Consider the following 15098-nt stretch of genomic DNA (forward strand, 5'->3'; position numbering starts at 1 on the left):
GGACAGGCGATGGGCACGCGAAACGATCTGCTGTTGGAGGGCGTCGTCGGCTCGCACGCCTACGGCCTCGACACGCCCGACAGCGATACCGACTATCTCGGCGTGTACGTGGAGCCCACCCGCACCTTCCTCGGCCTGCATCCGCCGACGCGCGATCGTGGCACCCGACACGGCCGCGACGGCGCGGACGCCACCTACCACGAGGTCGGCAAGGCCATGGGCCTGGTGCTGTCCTGCAATCCCACGGTCACCGAGATCCTGTGGCTCGAGAACTACACCGTCACAACCGATTTCGGTGTGGAACTGGTGAGCCTGCGCTCGCACTTCCTCGCCGCCGAGCGGGTGCGGCACGCCTACTTCGGGTACGCCATGGCGCAGTTCCGCCGCATGCTGCACCGCCGGGATACGCAGGGCTGGCAGGATCCGCGTCTGGCCAAGCACGCGCGCCATCTCAAGCGCCTGCTGTACCAGGGCTACGAGCTCTACACCACGGGTGTGTTGCCGGTCCGATTGCCGGATCCGGAGCCGTATTTCGAGTTCGGCCGTCAGATGATGAGCGAATCCGGCGAGACCGCGGCCAAGGCGTTGATCGCGGAGTACGAGCGGAAATTCGATACCGCGACCACGGCGCTGCCCAAGCGCGCCGACGAGGCGCCGCTCGAGGACTTCCTCCAGCGCGTGCGCCGCGCGCATCTCGACGATCGGCCGTGACCGGCCCGGCCGCCCCCGGGAGGCGGCCGGGCGCATCCCGTCAGCGCGCGATCATGAGCGGCCGGTGCGGATGGATCTCCACCAGTGCGACCAGGTCGCCGTAGGGCACCGCGCCGTGGGCGAACCGGTGGGCCATCCGCGCCAATTTCGTTCGCGCCCCGTACTTACCGCGCATATCGAGTTGCACCCGCTCGGCCAGGTGGCGGTCGGCGATGATGCGCGCCGTACCGTACTGCTGGCGCGAGCCCAGGGCGGGTCGACCCCGCCAGTCCCCGATCTGGAGCACCACCCGGCCGTCGTAGGCCAACTGCTGGGCCTCCTCGCCGTAGGAGGAGAGCAGGAACGCGAACCGTCCGTAGTCGGCCGGTACCACCAGATGCGGGGTGGTGGCGATGCGATCGGGGGCGATCGGGCGGGTCACCAGTACGCACTTCGCGTCCCACCATATCGATCCCTCATGCCTGGCGAGGGCACCGCCGGGCCGGTCCGGCACATCGGGCCGCGGGTGGGGTCGTGCTGCTGGTGCGGGACGCGAATTCATACCGGTCGAACTCCAAAACTGTTGTTTTCCTATGCCTTTCGAACACGAGTCACGCGCCAGTGAGTGACGTGGGCGACAGCTCACCACGGGTCGAGCGCCGTAATTGTCCCGATCTCGAGGTTAGCGTCGTCCGCTCGGACGTGCCACGACAACCTTACCGACCGGACGGTTTAGACCTGCCATCGAGGGGGTGGCGTGCCGCGGATTCGCCGTCACGGCGTCATACACAATCGCCGCGGCGCGTTGTCGCCAGCGAGCCGCGCGTCCACGCAGCCGCCGGGCAGCCCGTCGTAGTCCTCGGTACCGAAATTCGCGGTGACCGTCAGCGTGTCGTCGCCGAAGACGGTGCGCTGTACCAGCCGATCGTCGGTGAGCCACCGGAAGTCGGTCATCGCCCGCGTCCCCGCCGCCTGGTGCAAGGGCGCGAAATACTGTTGCAGCCGCGCGATCTCGTCACCGTGGGCCGCGAGGGTGGCGGCGTCGAGGACGAAGTTGAGCGGTGTGTTGTCGAGCACGGCGGTCAGCGCCCGCATCGACTGCTGTTGCGGCAGTTTGTAATACGAGAGTTCCCAGCGATCGACATTGACCAGCGAGTCGTGCAGCACGGTCTCGTAGAGCGGCACGCGGTAGGCCGGGTCGAACATGGCCTTCACCAGGTAGTCGGGCAGGTCGACGGGTTTGAAGTAGGTCTGCGGCGCGCGAGCGGGCGCGTAGCCGCCCCACACCTGCCGGTCGCGTTCGAGCTGCCACAGCCGGTCCGAGACCACGGTCTGCGAGCCGTGGTCGAAGGCGAGCACCGGCGCGGCCCAGGCACCGGCGGATTCGGAGCCGAGTACCTGCCGCCGGTCCTGCGCGAGCCAGCGCATGCGGTCGAGTCGATTGTCGCGGTCTTTCGCCTGGTTCATCGGGTGGCCGGGGTTGTAGTCGTCGAAGAAGTCGCCCGCGGCGTCCACGTCGAGGAAGTAGGTATTGGCCCCATTGGCGGTCATCTGCCGGTACCGGACCTGGTACAGGCTCGGATTCCGCTGGAGCGCTTCGGAACTCAGGTAACACCCGCGCCCTCCGAAACCGGATTCCGGTGTGCCGTCGGCGGTCTGGACGCAGCCGTCGGGCCAGGTGTCGCCGGGCCAGCGGGAGGACGGATTGTCGGCGGTCTCGGGGTCCTGCGCGTTGGCCCACGAATCGTAGGGTCCGGCAAGGTATCCGGCGGCTTTCGCGGCGGCGATGGCCTGCGCGGACATCGGGTGGTCGTCGGCGTCGTAGCCCAGCCACATGCGGCTCAACCCCAGTTCCCGCATCCGCGCGATGGCTTCCGGTGTCCGCCCGTCATCCCACACGTAGGCGTGGAAGGCTCCCAGCAGTCGTTCGATCTCCGGATTCCGCGCGATCTTGTCCTGGAGCGTGCGGAATTCGCCGTGGTGGATGAGCCAGTCGCGATAGTCCCGCGCCGAGGCCACCGGGGAGTCGTCGGTGAGCGCGAAGGTGACGGTGTAGTCGCGGGTCGCGGCGCGGGCGTCGAATTCGTGGTCGGCGTCGGCGCGCAGGCTGCCGTCCTCGGACCGCACGGTGAGGGAGGTGCCGATATCGGTGGGCACCACATAGCTGACGCCGCGCCCGCCGAGTCGGTAGCCCCAGAACGGCATGGACAGCCCGGAGGTCAGTGTGAGCGGGCTGTCGACGAGACCGGCGTCGGAGCCGTTCCAGAAGGGATCGCGCACCGGCAGGGACAGGCCCTCACCGCGCGGGATCTCCAGCGCCGTCGCCGTCGCGTCGCCGCCCGTGCGCGGCCAGGCGAGAGTGCCGTCCCGGTCACTGTGCACGGTGACGCGCAACCGGCCGTCCTCGGCGCTCACCGAAACGGTCAGCGCGCGCTCGGGATACGTCCAGCGCGCGGTCTCGCCCTCGATGCGGACCGGTCCGGCCGTACCGAGGTCCGCGGCGGCGTCGGACAGTTCCACCTGCTGCCCGTCCGCGTCGGCGGTGACGGCCAATGTGGCGGTATCCACCTCGGCCGACGCCCCGCCCATAGGGATAACCACCCGATTGCCATCCACGTGTGGCGTCGCCGTCGAGTCGGTGCGCCCGCAGGCGGTGGTTCCGGCTGCCAGGCAGGCGACAATGAGCACGGCGGCCCGGGTGCGACGAGGTCTGCGATATCTCATGCCCGCCCACGGTGCTGCGCGCAGATGAGAGTTCGATGAGAAGTCACAGGTCATGTCGTCCGTATGATCCGTGGCATGCGCGTTCTGGTGGTCGACGACGAAGCCGCGGTGCGCGACGCCCTGCTGCGCGCACTGGACAGCGAAGGCTACGAGACCAAGGGCGTGGCCGACGGCGCCGCCGCGCTCACCGAGGTTGCCAGTTGGCAGCCGGAGGTCGTGGTCCTGGATGTGCTGATGCCGTTCATGGACGGGCTCACCGCCTGCCGCACCCTGCGCGCCCGGGGCAACCGCACCCCGATCCTGCTGCTCACCGCCCGCGACGCCGTCGCCGATCGAGTCGCCGGTCTGGATGCCGGGGCCGACGACTACCTCGTCAAACCCTTCGATCTCGAGGAACTCCTGGCGCGGGTGCGGGCCCTGGTGCGACGGACCTACCCGGACGACGGCGCGGTGTTGTCCTGCGCGGACCTGGTGGTCGATACCGCCGCGCACACCGTGCGTCGCGGTCGGCGGCGAATCGAGTTGAGCCGCACCGAATTCGCCCTGCTGGAGGTGCTGCTGCGCAATGCGGGCCAGGCACTGCCGCGCGAAACGCTCGTCGAACGCGTCTGGGGCCGTGACTCCTCGTCGAATTCGCTGGAGGTCTATATCCGGTACCTGCGCCGCAAACTCGAAGCGCCGCAGGAACCACCGCTGATTCACACCGTGCGCGGCATCGGCTACCGGCTGGGACCGGTATGAGCTTCGGCCTGCGCGCCCGCACCGCCGTCTACTTCGTCCTCGCCATGGCCGTGGCCCTGGCCGGTATGGCGGCGGCCGCCTACGTGGTGCTCGGGCACGAGCTCGAGGCCTCGCTCGATCGCGGTCTGCGGCGCGAGGCCACCCGGATCGCGCGCCAGTTCGACACGGAGCCGTCGGTGGCGACGATCTCCGGACCGTGCCGGTATCTCGCCGCGCCGAGCTGCGTGCAGGTGGTGGCCGCCGACGGGCGGATCGAATCCGAGTACGACCCCGACCAGGCCCTGCCGGTGGATGGCGAAACTCGTTCCGTGGCAGCGGGTTCGGCACGGCCGTACTTCGCCGATATCACGGTGGAGGGCTATCCGATGCGGATGTACACCGCGCCGCTGCGACCCGGCAGCGCGGTGCAGATCGCGCAGCGCTCGGACACCGTCGACACCAGCCTGCACCGGGTCGGGCTGGCCCTGCTGACCGCTGCCGCCGCGGGCATCGTCGTGGCGGCGGTCGCGGGAACGCTCCTGGCCCGCCGTGCGCTCGCCCCGGTCACGACGTTGACCCGGACCGCCGAGCAGGTGGCGCGCACTCGCGATCCGGGCCAGCACATCGAGGTCACCGGCGCCGATGAGCTGGCCCGCCTGGCCGCCAGCTTCAACACCATGCTGACCGAGCTCGATGCCGCCCTCGCCGCCGAGCGCGATTCCCGTGCGGCACAGCGGCGTTTGATCGCCGATGCCTCGCACGAGCTGCGCACGCCGCTCACCGCGCTGCGCACCAATATCGACCTGCTCGGCCGCGCGGCCCGCCTCACCCCCGAACAGCGCGACGAGACCCTGCGCGCACTGCACGCGCAGGCCGCCGAAATGTCCGGGCTGGTCACCGATCTCATCGATCTGGCCCGCGCCGACGACCCGACCGCGCTCCCCGAACCCGGCGAGGACCTGCGGCTCGACACCGTGGTCACGACCTGCGTGGACATCGCCCGACGGCATTGGCCAGCCATCGTTTTCGACGCCCACCTGGAGCCGACGACCGTCTTCGGCGTCCCGGCTCGTCTGTCGCGAGCGGTCACCAACCTGCTCGACAATGCCGCCAAATTCAGCCCGGACCACGCGGTGGTCCGTGTGCGGCTGTCGAATCATGTTCTCGCGGTGCACGATCAGGGTCCCGGGATCGCTACCGAGGATCTCCCGCACGTCTTCGACCGCTTCTACCGCTCCCCCGCCGCCCGCTCGACCCCCGGTCATGGACTCGGCCTGGCCATTGTCGCCCAGGTCGCCGCCGCGCACGGCGCGGACCTCACCGTGGACTCCGCGCCGGGCCGGGGAGCGGTCTTTCGGCTGCGCTTCCCCGATCGCAGCTGAATCCCTACACCAGTTCCGGTGTGCGTGTCGCCGCGCGACCGGTGCGGGCGCGGAATTCCTGTGGCGGGCAGCCGTTCCAGCGGCGGAACGCGCGGATGAACGAGGCCGCCTCGGCATAGCCGAGGCGGGCGGCGACCTGTTCGGTCGTCATATCGGTGTGGTCGAGCAGCTCCTCCGAGAGCATCTGACGCACCTCGTCGAGCAGGGCCCGGAACGAGGTGTTCTCCTCGTTGAGTCGGCGCGAAAGGGTGCGCGGGCTCATGAACAGCTCGGCCGCGACCGCCGCCTGATCGGGGATCTCACCGGGATTGCGCACCAGCAGATCTCGCACCGCGCCCGCCACCCCGGTGCGAGCGTGGCGGCGGGCCAGCAGCTCGCGGCACAGCTGTTCACAGGTGCTGCGGGCCCATTCGTTGGCCTGCGGCAGCGCTACGTCCAGATAGGCGCTGTCGAAGGCCACCTCGTTGACCGCGGCCTCGAATTCGGGTTCCACACCGAAGATTTCGCGATGGCGAGCGGTATCGGCGGGACGCTGGTGCCGGAAGCCGACCCGGTGCACCGGGACACCGGTGGCGAACAGCTCGCGGCCCAGGGTCTGAATGCCGGAGAGGGTGCGTTCGGTGAGGAACGGGCGGGCATCGTGGGGAACCTGATCGTCGGCGAAGGCGAGCCGCGCCTCGCCACCGGACTCCTCGAAGGTCAATTCACCGAAGGCGCAGGTCAATTCGATATAGCGCAGCGCCACCCCGACGGCCTCACGCAGGGTGCGACTGCTGAGCAGCGCCAATCCCCAAGGGCCGTAGAGCGATACGTGATAGCGGCTGCCCGCCTCCACCCCGAGGCCGGGCTCGGCGCCGCAGTGGGCGAGCAGATTTCGCACCACCGTCAGTTCCTGACGCGCGGTGATCTCGGTCTTCGGATCGAGCGCCGCCTCCGGCGGCAATCCGGTCCCGGCCAGACAGGCGGCCGCCGACAGGCCGCGCTCCTGGGCCAGCCGCGTCACGATGTGCACGCCGGAGATACTTCTCAGCGAATCCCAGTCGAACATGTACCCGTACCCTCATCAAACATTCGATCGGCTAGTCCTCGGGTTGGCGAAATATATCAACTCCACGCCGTAGGTGTGACAGAACTTACACAATAACCGCGCATCTGTCACAGACACCCCCTGCTCAATTTCTACCAGGCCCGCCCGATTTCGGCCGAAAACAGCTCGAACAGGACGAAAGCGAGGGCGCTCCCGGTCGTCGCCAAGACTCTTGATCTACTCTGACCCAGACACCTCGGGCCGAGTAAGGTCGTGGAGATGAGCGGAACGGCCGTAATCACCGGTGCGTCATCGGGAATCGGAAAGGCGACCGCCGCCGCCTTGGCGGCGCGTGGCTACCGGGTCATCGGCACCAGCCGAAATCCGGACACCCTCGGCGCGGACGATCGAGTGCCCGGCGTGGAGTACCGCGCCCTCGATCTCACCGACGACGCCTCCATCGACGCCTTCGCCGCGGGGCTCGGCGAGGTCGACATTCTGGTCAACAATGCCGGGGAGAGTCAGGCCGGACCCCTGGCGGAGCTGCCGCGCGAGGCGATCGCGCGCCTGTTCCAGCTCAATGTGCTTGGCGCCGTGACCCTTACGCAGGCGGTGCTGCCCGGTATGCGCGAGCGCGGGCACGGGCGGGTGGTGATGGTCGGGTCCATGCTGGGCAGTTTCCCCATGCCCTACCGCTCCTCGTATGTGGCGACCAAGGCGGCCGTGCGCGGCTTCGCGACCTCGGCGCGGTTCGAGGAGTCACCGTTCGGCGTGTGGATCACCACCGTCGAGCCCGGACAGATCGATACGGGGCTGCGCGAGCGCCGCACCAAATACCTGCGCGAAGGTTCGCCGCACACCGCGGAATTCACCAAGTTCATGGCCGCGCTCGACCGCAAGCAGGCCGAGGGCATCACGCCCGAACGGGTCGCGGAGACCATCGTGCGGGCGATCGAGGCCCGGCGTCCGAAACCGCTGTATGCGGTGGGCAGCAACGCGCCGCTCATGTTCGCGGTGCGCCGGGTGCTGCCGCGCACCGTCATGGAACGCCTCATCGCCGCGGCGCACGGCCTGCGGCGCTGACACTCACTCCGCCGGGAAGTGGCGGGACAGGAAGTCGCCGAACACCTTTCGGGAGATCTGCGAACCCCAGTCGCCCCAGGCGAAGTCGTAGGCGTGCTCACCGTAGGGAATCGGCAGCAGTTCGCGGGCGACGCCGACGGCGTCCAGACGCTCGGCGAGCTCGACCGATTGACCGTAGGGCACCACGTGATCGCGGGTGCCGTGCATGAGCAGCGTCGGCGGAAGTCCGGGGCGCACATAGGTGATCGGCGACGCCAGGGCGTAGCGATCCGGGAACTGTGCCGGAGTGCCGCCGGTGTAGTCCTCGATCAGCTGCCGAATCTCGGGTTGCAGCACGGGGTCTCGCCATCCGGTGATCAGGTCGGTCGGCGGATAGAAGGCGGCCACCGCGGCGACGGCGGTATCGGTCACCGCGCAGCTGGGCGGTACGCGGCTGTCGGAGTACGCGCCCGTGAGCGCGAGATTGCCGCCCGCCGAGCCACCCGCCACCATGATCCGCGCCGGATCGACGCGATACTCCCCCGCATGCTGTTTCACCCAGCCGATAGCGCACTTCACATCGGCGGGCGCTTGATCCCAGCGCGCTGGCGGAGACAGCCGGTAGTCGATCGCGAAGACCGCGTACCCGCGCTCGTTCAGCCACCGATGCCATTTCGGTCCTTCACCGCGATCCCCCTCGGCCCAGCCGCCGCCGTGCACCCACACCACCGCCGGGCGCGGCCGCTCCGGGGCGCCGGGCGGCAGCTTCACGTCCATCAACAACTCGCGATTGTCGATGGTGTTGTAGCCGACCGCGAGTCGCGGATCCGGCTTCCCGGTGTTGGCGCCGCCCGTGAGGTAGTCGCCGATCGAAAGGCTGGCGTCGTGGCGCTGTGCCTCCCGCCAGGACGCCACCATGGGTACGAAGGCCGCACCCGCGCCGACGACGCAGACCACCACGATCAGCACGCCGAACCAGCGACTGAACCAACCCCCGCGCAGCCGCGACAGCAACGCCAGCCCCACCGCGACCGCGGCCGCCGGAATCAGGTACAGGCCGTAATTGCTGACCACCAGCGAGAACCGCAGCAGCGGCTCGGGTACCTGGAAGCGCGCGATCACGAACGTGCACAGCGCCAAACCCACCGCGACCGCCGCCGCTATGACAGCGAATATCGAGCGAACGAACATGCGCGCAATTAATTCATGCCCACCCGCTATCGCCACGGCGGCACGCCGGGAGGGGGTGTCCAGGCCCGACCGAAGCCGCCACGATATGGCGGAATCGGCCTGTCGAATACGGCGATAACCCGAGAACCGGTCCGTTAGCCTCGAGGAGTGCGCCTGTCGGGCACTCCGAGTCGATTCCCTCCGGCTCCGCACCGGTGTCGGTCCGAATCACCTGTCCGGCCAATGGATCCCGACGGTCTCCGCGCGAATATCGACGCTGCTGTCGTGGACCTGTGATCAGTTCGGCGGCCCGGGCGCGGCAGTGGCAGCACTACCCGAGAGGGGGGTGTCCATGCGGCCCGAATCGTCGCGGGGCGATCCGAACTCCGCCGTGCGAATCATCCGCCGGAACTTCACCGATACCGCGACAGCGAGCCTGCGCACCTTCGGCAGAACGGTCGATCTGGCGGTGGAATCGGTCCGCGGCGCGGTGACCGATGTGCTGGCACGGCGCTTTCCGTGGCGCGAAATGCTGCATCAGGCCTGGTATTTGATCACCGTCACCGCCCTGCCCGCCATTCTCATGGCCGTGCCTTTCGGTGTGGTGGTATCGGTACAGGTCGGCAATCTCATTCATCAGCTCGGGGCGGATTCGCTCATCGGCGCGGCCGGTGGTTTGGGGGTCATTCAACAGGGCGCGCCCATTGCCACCGGATTGCTGCTCGGCGGGGCGGGAGCCTCGGCCATCGCCTCGGACCTGGGGGCGCGCACCGTGCGCGAGGAGATCGACGCGCTGCGCGTGATGGGCATCAGTCCGGTGCACCGCTTGGTGATTCCCCGCGTGGTCGCCATGGTGTTCGTCGCGCCGCTGCTCAATATCCTCATCGTCTTCGTGGGCATTGTCGCCGGGTACGGCGTCGCCATCGGCGCGCAGAACGTCACGCCCGGCAGCTACTGGGCCACCTTCGGGGCGTTCACCGTGCTCGCGGATGTGTGGATTTCCCTGGCCAAGGCCATGCTGTTCGGATTCATCGTGGTCATCGTGGCCTGCCAGCGCGGTCTGGAGGCGCGCGGTGGTCCACGCGGTGTCGCCGATGGCGTGAACGCGGCGGTGGTGTTGTCGGTGGCCGCCATCATCGTGGTCAATCTCGCTATCACGCAGGTGGTTACGATGTTCCTGCCGATTCGGGTGGCGTGATGACGGCGGCACCGTATGAACCCCAGGGCCTCGGCTGGGCGGCGCGGGCGTACCGCAAACGCGGCCGGGTCCTCTCCTCACTGGAGAATGCCGGATTCGCCTTCGGTTTCGTGGCGCTGACCATTGCCGGAATCCCGCTGACGCTGCGGCGCTATCGCGCCCAGACCATGCGCACCATCACCGATATGACCTGGGGCCGTGGCTCTCTCATTGTCGGCGGCGGCACGGTGCCGATGCTGGTGGTGCTCGGCATCGCCATCGGGGCGGGGGTCGGCATCCAATCCTTCGCGGCCCTGGACCTGCTCGGGCTCGGGTCGGTGACCGGCGTGGTGTCGGCCTTCGCGAATACCCGGGAACTGGCCCCGATCGCGGCGGCCGTGGGGTTCGCCGCGCAGGCCGGGTGCAGGATGACCGCGGAGATCGGATCCATGCGCATCTCCGAGGAGATCGACGCCATCGAATCCTTCGGGCTGCGGTCGATCCCCTTCGTGGTGACCACCCGGGTCATCGCCGGAGCGGTGGCGATCGTGCCGACCTTCCTCATCGCGTTGATCCTGTCGTATCTGGCCTGCGACACCGTGATCGTGCTGCTGCACGGGCAGGCGGGCGGCGTGTACGACCACTACTTCTTCCAATTCACCAGCGGCTACGACGTTTTCGCGGCGGTGATCAAGATTCTGGTGTTCGGGATCGCGGTGATCCTCATTCACTGCTACTACGGCTTCTTCGCCGCCGGTGGCCCGGAGGGCGTGGGTATCGCGTCCGGGCGTGCGGTGCGGGCGAGCTTCGTCGCGATCGTCGTCTTGGACATGGTGCTGACGCTGCTGCTGTGGGGCGTCAACTCGGCCATCGAATTTCCGGGGTAGCCGCCATGCCGAACTACGCGATTCCCGGTGTGCGCATCGACCGGCGCGCCTCCCGCCGTCTCGGTGTCGTGGTGATCCTGCTCGTGGTGATCTCCGTGCTGGCGTGGAACGCCTACCGCGACAGGGCGATTCCGGATCGGCTGCGGATTCAGCTGCGCACCGAGCAGATCGGTGAGGGCATCGTGGCGGGCGCGGCGGTGCGCTTCGACGGGGTGGCGGTCGGGAAGATCACCGAGGTCGCCGCCGTCGGGCAGGGGCGGCAGTTGCTCACCCTGGAGTTGGACGAATCCCAAACCGCCGGTCTCACCGACACGTTCAGCGTCGACTACGCCCCGGAGAATCTGTTCGGTATCAGCACGGTCGCGCTGCGGGCGGCCCCCGGCGGCGAGCCGTTGCGCGACGGGCAGGTGATCGATCTCGCGGGCCGGGTCGAGGACGTGACCATGGGGGCGCTACTGCGCCAGCTCACCGCCACGGCCACCGAGGTGCTCACCCCGAAGCTCTCCGAGCTGATCACCCGATTCGATTCCGATATCCGGGCTTTCACGCCGATCTTGGACGCGGTGGTCACCATGAGCCGGTTGGTCGCCGATACCCAGCGCTACCCGTCGTCGTATCTGATCGCGCAGTACGCGTCGTTCCTGGACGGGTTCGGCGCGTTCACCTCCTCCACCTTCCTCCTGTCGGCGTCGCTGTTGGATATCGAGATCTTCCGGACCGAGCGGGAGCGCTACAACGCCTCGGTCGCGGTGATCCGCAATGGGGTGCTGTTGGGGGCGGCGGAGACCTTCCGGACGCTGCACACGCAGTTCGGTGGATTCCTCGACCCGTTGACGCCGATCGTCGAGGCGCTCGCCGCGACGCTGCCCGATCCGGCGACCTCGCAGGCCCAGCTGGTGGAGTTGCTGGCGCGACTGGACCGCGTATTCGTCGACACCCCCGAAGGACCGATGGTCGATCTCGAGGTGACGCTACGGGGCGTGCCGGGGCTCGGGGTGCCGCTGCTCGGGCTGCCCGCTTTCACGGCGCTGACGCAACCGGAGGGGGTGCGATGAGAACATCGTCGACACGCGGTGTGATCGTGCGGTTGGGGCTGTTCGCCGCCGCCATGGTCGTCCTGCTGCTGGTCGTCATCAGCGCCATCCGGCGGCCGGTCAGCGGCGAAACACTGAACTACCGTGCGGAATTCACCGATGTGAGCGGGTTGAAGACCGGTGACGACGTGCGCATGTACGGCGTGCAGGTGGGCAAGGTGAGCGCCATCGACCTCGACGGTACGCGGGCGATCGTGCGCTTCACGGTGCTGCGGGACCGGCCCATGTATGTCACCAGCGGGCTGGCGATCCGGTACCAGACCCTGACCGGGCAGCGGTATGTCGATGTGCGGCAACCGGATGAGCCCGCCGCGCGCTTGCAACCGGGGTCGCTGATCGGAATGGACAAGACCATTCCCTCCTTCGACATCACGCAGCTGTTCAATGGTTTGCAGCCGGTGCTGGAGGAGTTCTCGCCGGGTGCGCTGAATCAGTTCGCCGAGAGCGTGCTCGCCGTCATTCAGGGCAATGGCAATGGCATCGGACCCGCCCTGGACGCCTTCGAACAGCTGAGTCGCTATGTCTCCGACCGCCAGACGGTGCTCTCGGCGATCGTGGCCAACCTGCAGGACATCTCCACCCAGATCGGTGGCAAATCCCCGCATCTGGTGACGCTGCTGCGCGGTATCGCCGATGTGTTCAGCGCCTTCACCGTCGAACTCGATGGGCTGCTGGACTTCTCGTCGGTCGCGCCGTCGACGTTGGGGCCGTTGAACAGTCTGCTCAAGACCCTCGGATTCACCCCGCGTGACAATCCGCTGTTGGAGGAGGATCTGCGGCTGCTGTTCCCGGATCCCCAGGCGGCCCTGGAGGTGCTGGGTAGGCTGCCCGGCCTGTTGCAGACCCTGGCCAACCTGCTGCCGCCCGCCGACGGTGGTGCGGGCGGGGTCGACCTCACCTGCTCGAAGGGCGCGGCCGAGGTGCCCGCGCCGTTCGCGGTCCTCATCGCCGGACAGAGGGTTTCGATATGTCAGCGCTGAAGCCTCGCACTCCGTTGCGCGCCAAGGGTATTCGCGCGCGCCTGGCGGAACTGTTCACCGCGTCGGATCGGCACGAGACGGCGATAGCCCGGCGGGAACTGCGGCTCGGCGTGTTCGGGGCGGCGGTACTCGCGGCGGTACTGGTCGCCACCGGGGTGATCTACGTACTCCCCCTCGGCAAGGCCACCTACACCGCCGAGCTCAGCGAGGCGCGGGCGGTGGATGTCGGCGACGAGGTACGCGTCGCGGGCATTCCGGTCGGCACGGTGAAATCGCTACGGCTGCTACCCGATCGGGTGCGCATGACCTTCACCGTCAACGACGAGGTGCGTCTGGGCGATCTCACCTCCCTCGAGGTGCGCATGCTCACCGTTGTCGGCGGGCACTACATCGCCGTCTTCCCCGCCGGTGACGAGCCGCTCGGCGACGGGGTGATTCCGCCGGAGCGGGTTCGCCTGCCCTACAGCCTGATTCGCACGCTCCAGGATGCCGCCGCACCGACCGCCGAGGTGGACGGGGATACGCTGCGACGCAACTTCACCGCGCTCCAGCAGTCGCTGAGCGGCAGTCCGGATGCGCTGCGGCGCATGGGAAATGCCGTGGAGAGTCTGGTCGGTCTGCTCAATCGGCAGAACTCCGACATCTCCCGGGCGCTCACCGTGATGGACGAGTACCTCACCACCATCGACCGCAACAAATCGCTGCTGGGCACCTTCGTGCGCAAGATCGGCGAGCTGGAGACGCGCGGACTGGCGAAGAAGGCCGAGATCGCCGAGGCGCTGGTGGTGACCAGCGAACTGCTCTCCCGCATCGCCGCCATCGAACCCGCCTGGACGTCGGTGCTCGAACCGCTCGCGGACAAACTCGTCGAGGCGGTGCCGCAGCTGGAGGATCTCGGTCGGCGCATCGACCAGGCCCTCACCGGCCTCGCCGACCTGCGCACCCGGCTGGTCGCGGCGGTCACGCCGCAGGACGGGCTCACCGTGGACCAGTCGGCGCTCACCGTGACCGCGCCGACGGTGTGTATTCCCTTGCCGGGGCAGGGGTGTTGAGATGAAGCGCTTTCTCGGCTCCCAGGGGTTCATCACCCTCGTCGGCGTCACCGCGGTCGCGATCGTGGCGGCCGCGGCGTACCTCATCGCCTTCGATCCGTTGAAGCGCACCGTGGGCTACTGCGCGATCATGCCCGATGCCATCGGCCTGTATCCGGGCAACGATGTCACCATGCTCGGGCTGCCGGTCGGCACCGTCACGGGCGTGCGGCCCGAAAACGACTCGGTGCGAGTGACATTCGACGTCGACGCCGATCATCTGCTCTACGGCGACGTCACCGCCACCACGGTCTCCGATACGATTCTCGCCGACCGCGACCTGGAAGTGTTGGGCGAGAGCGAATCCCGCGTTCCGTGGGACGAACGCGTCTGTATCGACAAGACCTTCACGCCCAAGAGCATCAGCCAGACCCTCGAGGCGTTCTCCGATCTCGCCGACGAGCTGACCGGGCACGGCGATCCCGCCGAGCAGGAGCGCCTGCGCATCGGGGTGCGCACCTTCGACCAGGCCACCGAAGGCACCGGGCAGCGGCTCAATCTGCTCATCAAGGATCTCGCCACGGCGCTGCGCCAACCCGACGCCGCCATCGGGCATCTCGGCGAGATCATCGACGCCTTCAGCGGCATTGCCGAGAGCGTCGCGCTGAACTGGGCCGATATCAAGCTCGCGGTCACCCGGGCACCGGAGGGCTTCGACTTCGTCAATTCGATGTGGGGTCATGCGGTGGCGATCGTCGACGCGCTGCTGGTGATCCTGCCCTGGCTCGACCGGATCGCGCACAAGTACGGGCGGCCGATTCTGCGCGGCCTCGACGCGCTCGTCCCGAAACTCACGCTGCTCTCGGCCCATATCGGGTCGCTGCGCCAGCTGTTGGAGATGATTCCGGCCATCGTCACCGCCTTCGAACAGTTCATCGATCCGGTGACCGGTGAGACGAAGGTGACCTACGCGGCGCCGAAAGTGGCGCTGCCGCAAGCGGATGCCGATCACGTCTGCGCGGTGGTGAACGCCGTGCTGCCGGGGCGCTGCGGGTCGTCGGCCGACGGGATGGCGCAGGTGGATCTGGTGCCCCTGGTGCTGGGATTGGCGGGTGCGCGATGAACGGTCCGCGAAGTCGGCGCGCGGTCGCCGC

The 15098-nt window shown here is 68.3% G+C and carries 14 protein-coding genes; 10 read left to right on the forward strand and 4 right to left on the reverse strand.

What is annotated here, in order from left to right:
• The first annotated feature begins 9 nt into the window (after nucleotides 1–9).
• Nucleotides 10–711, forward strand: coding sequence for a DNA polymerase beta superfamily protein (locus ACIBH2_RS06170; RefSeq protein ID WP_397114022.1), 702 nt, complete (start codon nucleotides 10–12; stop codon nucleotides 709–711).
• A 40-nt stretch (nucleotides 712–751) separates the two neighbouring features.
• Here the strand turns inward: ACIBH2_RS06170 and ACIBH2_RS06175 are convergent, their stop codons facing one another.
• A complete protein-coding gene (locus ACIBH2_RS06175; RefSeq protein WP_397114024.1) occupies nucleotides 752–1132 on the reverse strand; it encodes a hypothetical protein in 381 nt (126 codons plus the stop codon).
• Between the two features lie 332 nt (nucleotides 1133–1464).
• Nucleotides 1465–3414 carry a glycoside hydrolase gene (locus tag ACIBH2_RS06180; RefSeq protein ID WP_397114026.1) on the reverse strand — a complete coding sequence of 650 codons (1950 nt, stop codon included), beginning with the start codon at nucleotides 3412–3414 and terminating at the stop codon, nucleotides 1465–1467.
• Between the two features lie 75 nt (nucleotides 3415–3489).
• Between ACIBH2_RS06180 and ACIBH2_RS06185 the strand changes: the two genes are divergently transcribed.
• Together ACIBH2_RS06185 and ACIBH2_RS06190 are read left to right on the forward strand one after the other, a co-directional pair.
• On the forward strand, nucleotides 3490–4155 hold the full coding sequence (locus ACIBH2_RS06185) for a response regulator transcription factor (RefSeq protein ID WP_397114028.1): 666 nt from the start codon (nucleotides 3490–3492) through the stop codon (nucleotides 4153–4155).
• A complete protein-coding gene (locus ACIBH2_RS06190; protein ID WP_397114030.1) occupies nucleotides 4152–5516 on the forward strand; it encodes an ATP-binding protein in 1365 nt (454 codons plus the stop codon). Before ACIBH2_RS06185 ends, ACIBH2_RS06190 begins: the two co-directional genes overlap by 4 nt.
• Before the next feature lie 4 nt (nucleotides 5517–5520).
• Here ACIBH2_RS06190 and ACIBH2_RS06195 read toward each other — a convergent pair whose 3' ends face one another.
• On the reverse strand, nucleotides 5521–6564 hold the full coding sequence (locus ACIBH2_RS06195) for an AraC family transcriptional regulator (protein WP_397114032.1): 1044 nt from the start codon (nucleotides 6562–6564) through the stop codon (nucleotides 5521–5523).
• Nucleotides 6565–6822: 258 nt separating this feature from the next.
• Between ACIBH2_RS06195 and ACIBH2_RS06200 the strand changes: the two genes are divergently transcribed.
• The gene (locus tag ACIBH2_RS06200) at nucleotides 6823–7626 is read left to right on the forward strand and encodes an SDR family oxidoreductase (RefSeq protein ID WP_397114034.1); all 804 of its coding nucleotides are present in this window, start codon (nucleotides 6823–6825) and stop codon (nucleotides 7624–7626) included.
• A gap of 3 nt (nucleotides 7627–7629) precedes the next feature.
• Here ACIBH2_RS06200 and ACIBH2_RS06205 read toward each other — a convergent pair whose 3' ends face one another.
• Nucleotides 7630–8796 (reverse strand): alpha/beta hydrolase fold domain-containing protein, encoded by a 1167-nt coding sequence (locus tag ACIBH2_RS06205; RefSeq protein ID WP_397114036.1) that lies wholly within the window; start codon nucleotides 8794–8796, stop codon nucleotides 7630–7632.
• A gap of 331 nt (nucleotides 8797–9127) precedes the next feature.
• On the opposite strand from ACIBH2_RS06205, the gene ACIBH2_RS06210 reads away from it, so the two are divergent.
• The 6 genes from ACIBH2_RS06210 to ACIBH2_RS06235 are packed head-to-tail and all read left to right on the forward strand — an operon-like array spanning nucleotide 9128 to nucleotide 15067.
• A complete protein-coding gene (locus tag ACIBH2_RS06210; protein WP_397114038.1) occupies nucleotides 9128–9973 on the forward strand; it encodes an MlaE family ABC transporter permease in 846 nt (281 codons plus the stop codon).
• Nucleotides 9973–10839, forward strand: a complete 867-nt coding sequence (locus tag ACIBH2_RS06215; RefSeq protein ID WP_397114040.1) for an ABC transporter permease — start codon at nucleotides 9973–9975, stop codon at nucleotides 10837–10839. The genes ACIBH2_RS06210 and ACIBH2_RS06215 overlap by 1 nt, the downstream gene beginning before the upstream one ends.
• 5 nt (nucleotides 10840–10844) lie before the next feature.
• Nucleotides 10845–11894, forward strand: coding sequence for an MlaD family protein (locus tag ACIBH2_RS06220; RefSeq protein ID WP_397114042.1), 1050 nt, complete (start codon nucleotides 10845–10847; stop codon nucleotides 11892–11894).
• On the forward strand, nucleotides 11891–12913 hold the full coding sequence (locus ACIBH2_RS06225; protein ID WP_397114044.1) for an MlaD family protein: 1023 nt from the start codon (nucleotides 11891–11893) through the stop codon (nucleotides 12911–12913). Before ACIBH2_RS06220 ends, ACIBH2_RS06225 begins: the two co-directional genes overlap by 4 nt.
• On the forward strand, nucleotides 12901–13965 hold the full coding sequence (locus ACIBH2_RS06230; protein WP_397114046.1) for an MlaD family protein: 1065 nt from the start codon (nucleotides 12901–12903) through the stop codon (nucleotides 13963–13965). The genes ACIBH2_RS06225 and ACIBH2_RS06230 overlap by 13 nt, the downstream gene beginning before the upstream one ends.
• Before the next feature lies 1 nt (nucleotide 13966).
• A complete protein-coding gene (locus ACIBH2_RS06235) occupies nucleotides 13967–15067 on the forward strand; it encodes an MlaD family protein (protein ID WP_397114048.1) in 1101 nt (366 codons plus the stop codon).
• Nucleotides 15068–15098 lie beyond the last annotated feature (31 nt).

Origin of the sequence: Nocardia sp. NPDC050406, assembly GCF_044459025.1 — a bacterium.
Classification (GTDB): domain Bacteria; phylum Actinomycetota; class Actinomycetes; order Mycobacteriales; family Mycobacteriaceae; genus Nocardia.

Excerpts from the sequence above, each read along its gene's own strand:
- ACIBH2_RS06170 (WP_397114022.1), top strand. The coding sequence starts at position 10 with ATGGGCACGCGAAACGATCTGCTGTTGGAGGGCGTCGTCGGCTCGCAC.
- ACIBH2_RS06180 (WP_397114026.1), bottom strand. The coding sequence starts at position 3,414 with ATGAGATATCGCAGACCTCGTCGCACCCGGGCCGCCGTGCTCATTGTC.
- ACIBH2_RS06185 (WP_397114028.1), top strand. The coding sequence starts at position 3,490 with ATGCGCGTTCTGGTGGTCGACGACGAAGCCGCGGTGCGCGACGCCCTG.
- ACIBH2_RS06190 (WP_397114030.1), top strand. The coding sequence starts at position 4,152 with ATGAGCTTCGGCCTGCGCGCCCGCACCGCCGTCTACTTCGTCCTCGCC.
- ACIBH2_RS06195 (WP_397114032.1), bottom strand. The coding sequence starts at position 6,564 with ATGTTCGACTGGGATTCGCTGAGAAGTATCTCCGGCGTGCACATCGTG.
- ACIBH2_RS06200 (WP_397114034.1), top strand. The coding sequence starts at position 6,823 with ATGAGCGGAACGGCCGTAATCACCGGTGCGTCATCGGGAATCGGAAAG.
- ACIBH2_RS06205 (WP_397114036.1), bottom strand. The coding sequence starts at position 8,796 with ATGTTCGTTCGCTCGATATTCGCTGTCATAGCGGCGGCGGTCGCGGTG.
- ACIBH2_RS06210 (WP_397114038.1), top strand. The coding sequence starts at position 9,128 with ATGCGGCCCGAATCGTCGCGGGGCGATCCGAACTCCGCCGTGCGAATC.
- ACIBH2_RS06215 (WP_397114040.1), top strand. The coding sequence starts at position 9,973 with ATGACGGCGGCACCGTATGAACCCCAGGGCCTCGGCTGGGCGGCGCGG.
- ACIBH2_RS06220 (WP_397114042.1), top strand. The coding sequence starts at position 10,845 with ATGCCGAACTACGCGATTCCCGGTGTGCGCATCGACCGGCGCGCCTCC.
- ACIBH2_RS06225 (WP_397114044.1), top strand. The coding sequence starts at position 11,891 with ATGAGAACATCGTCGACACGCGGTGTGATCGTGCGGTTGGGGCTGTTC.
- ACIBH2_RS06230 (WP_397114046.1), top strand. The coding sequence starts at position 12,901 with ATGTCAGCGCTGAAGCCTCGCACTCCGTTGCGCGCCAAGGGTATTCGC.
- ACIBH2_RS06235 (WP_397114048.1), top strand. The coding sequence starts at position 13,967 with ATGAAGCGCTTTCTCGGCTCCCAGGGGTTCATCACCCTCGTCGGCGTC.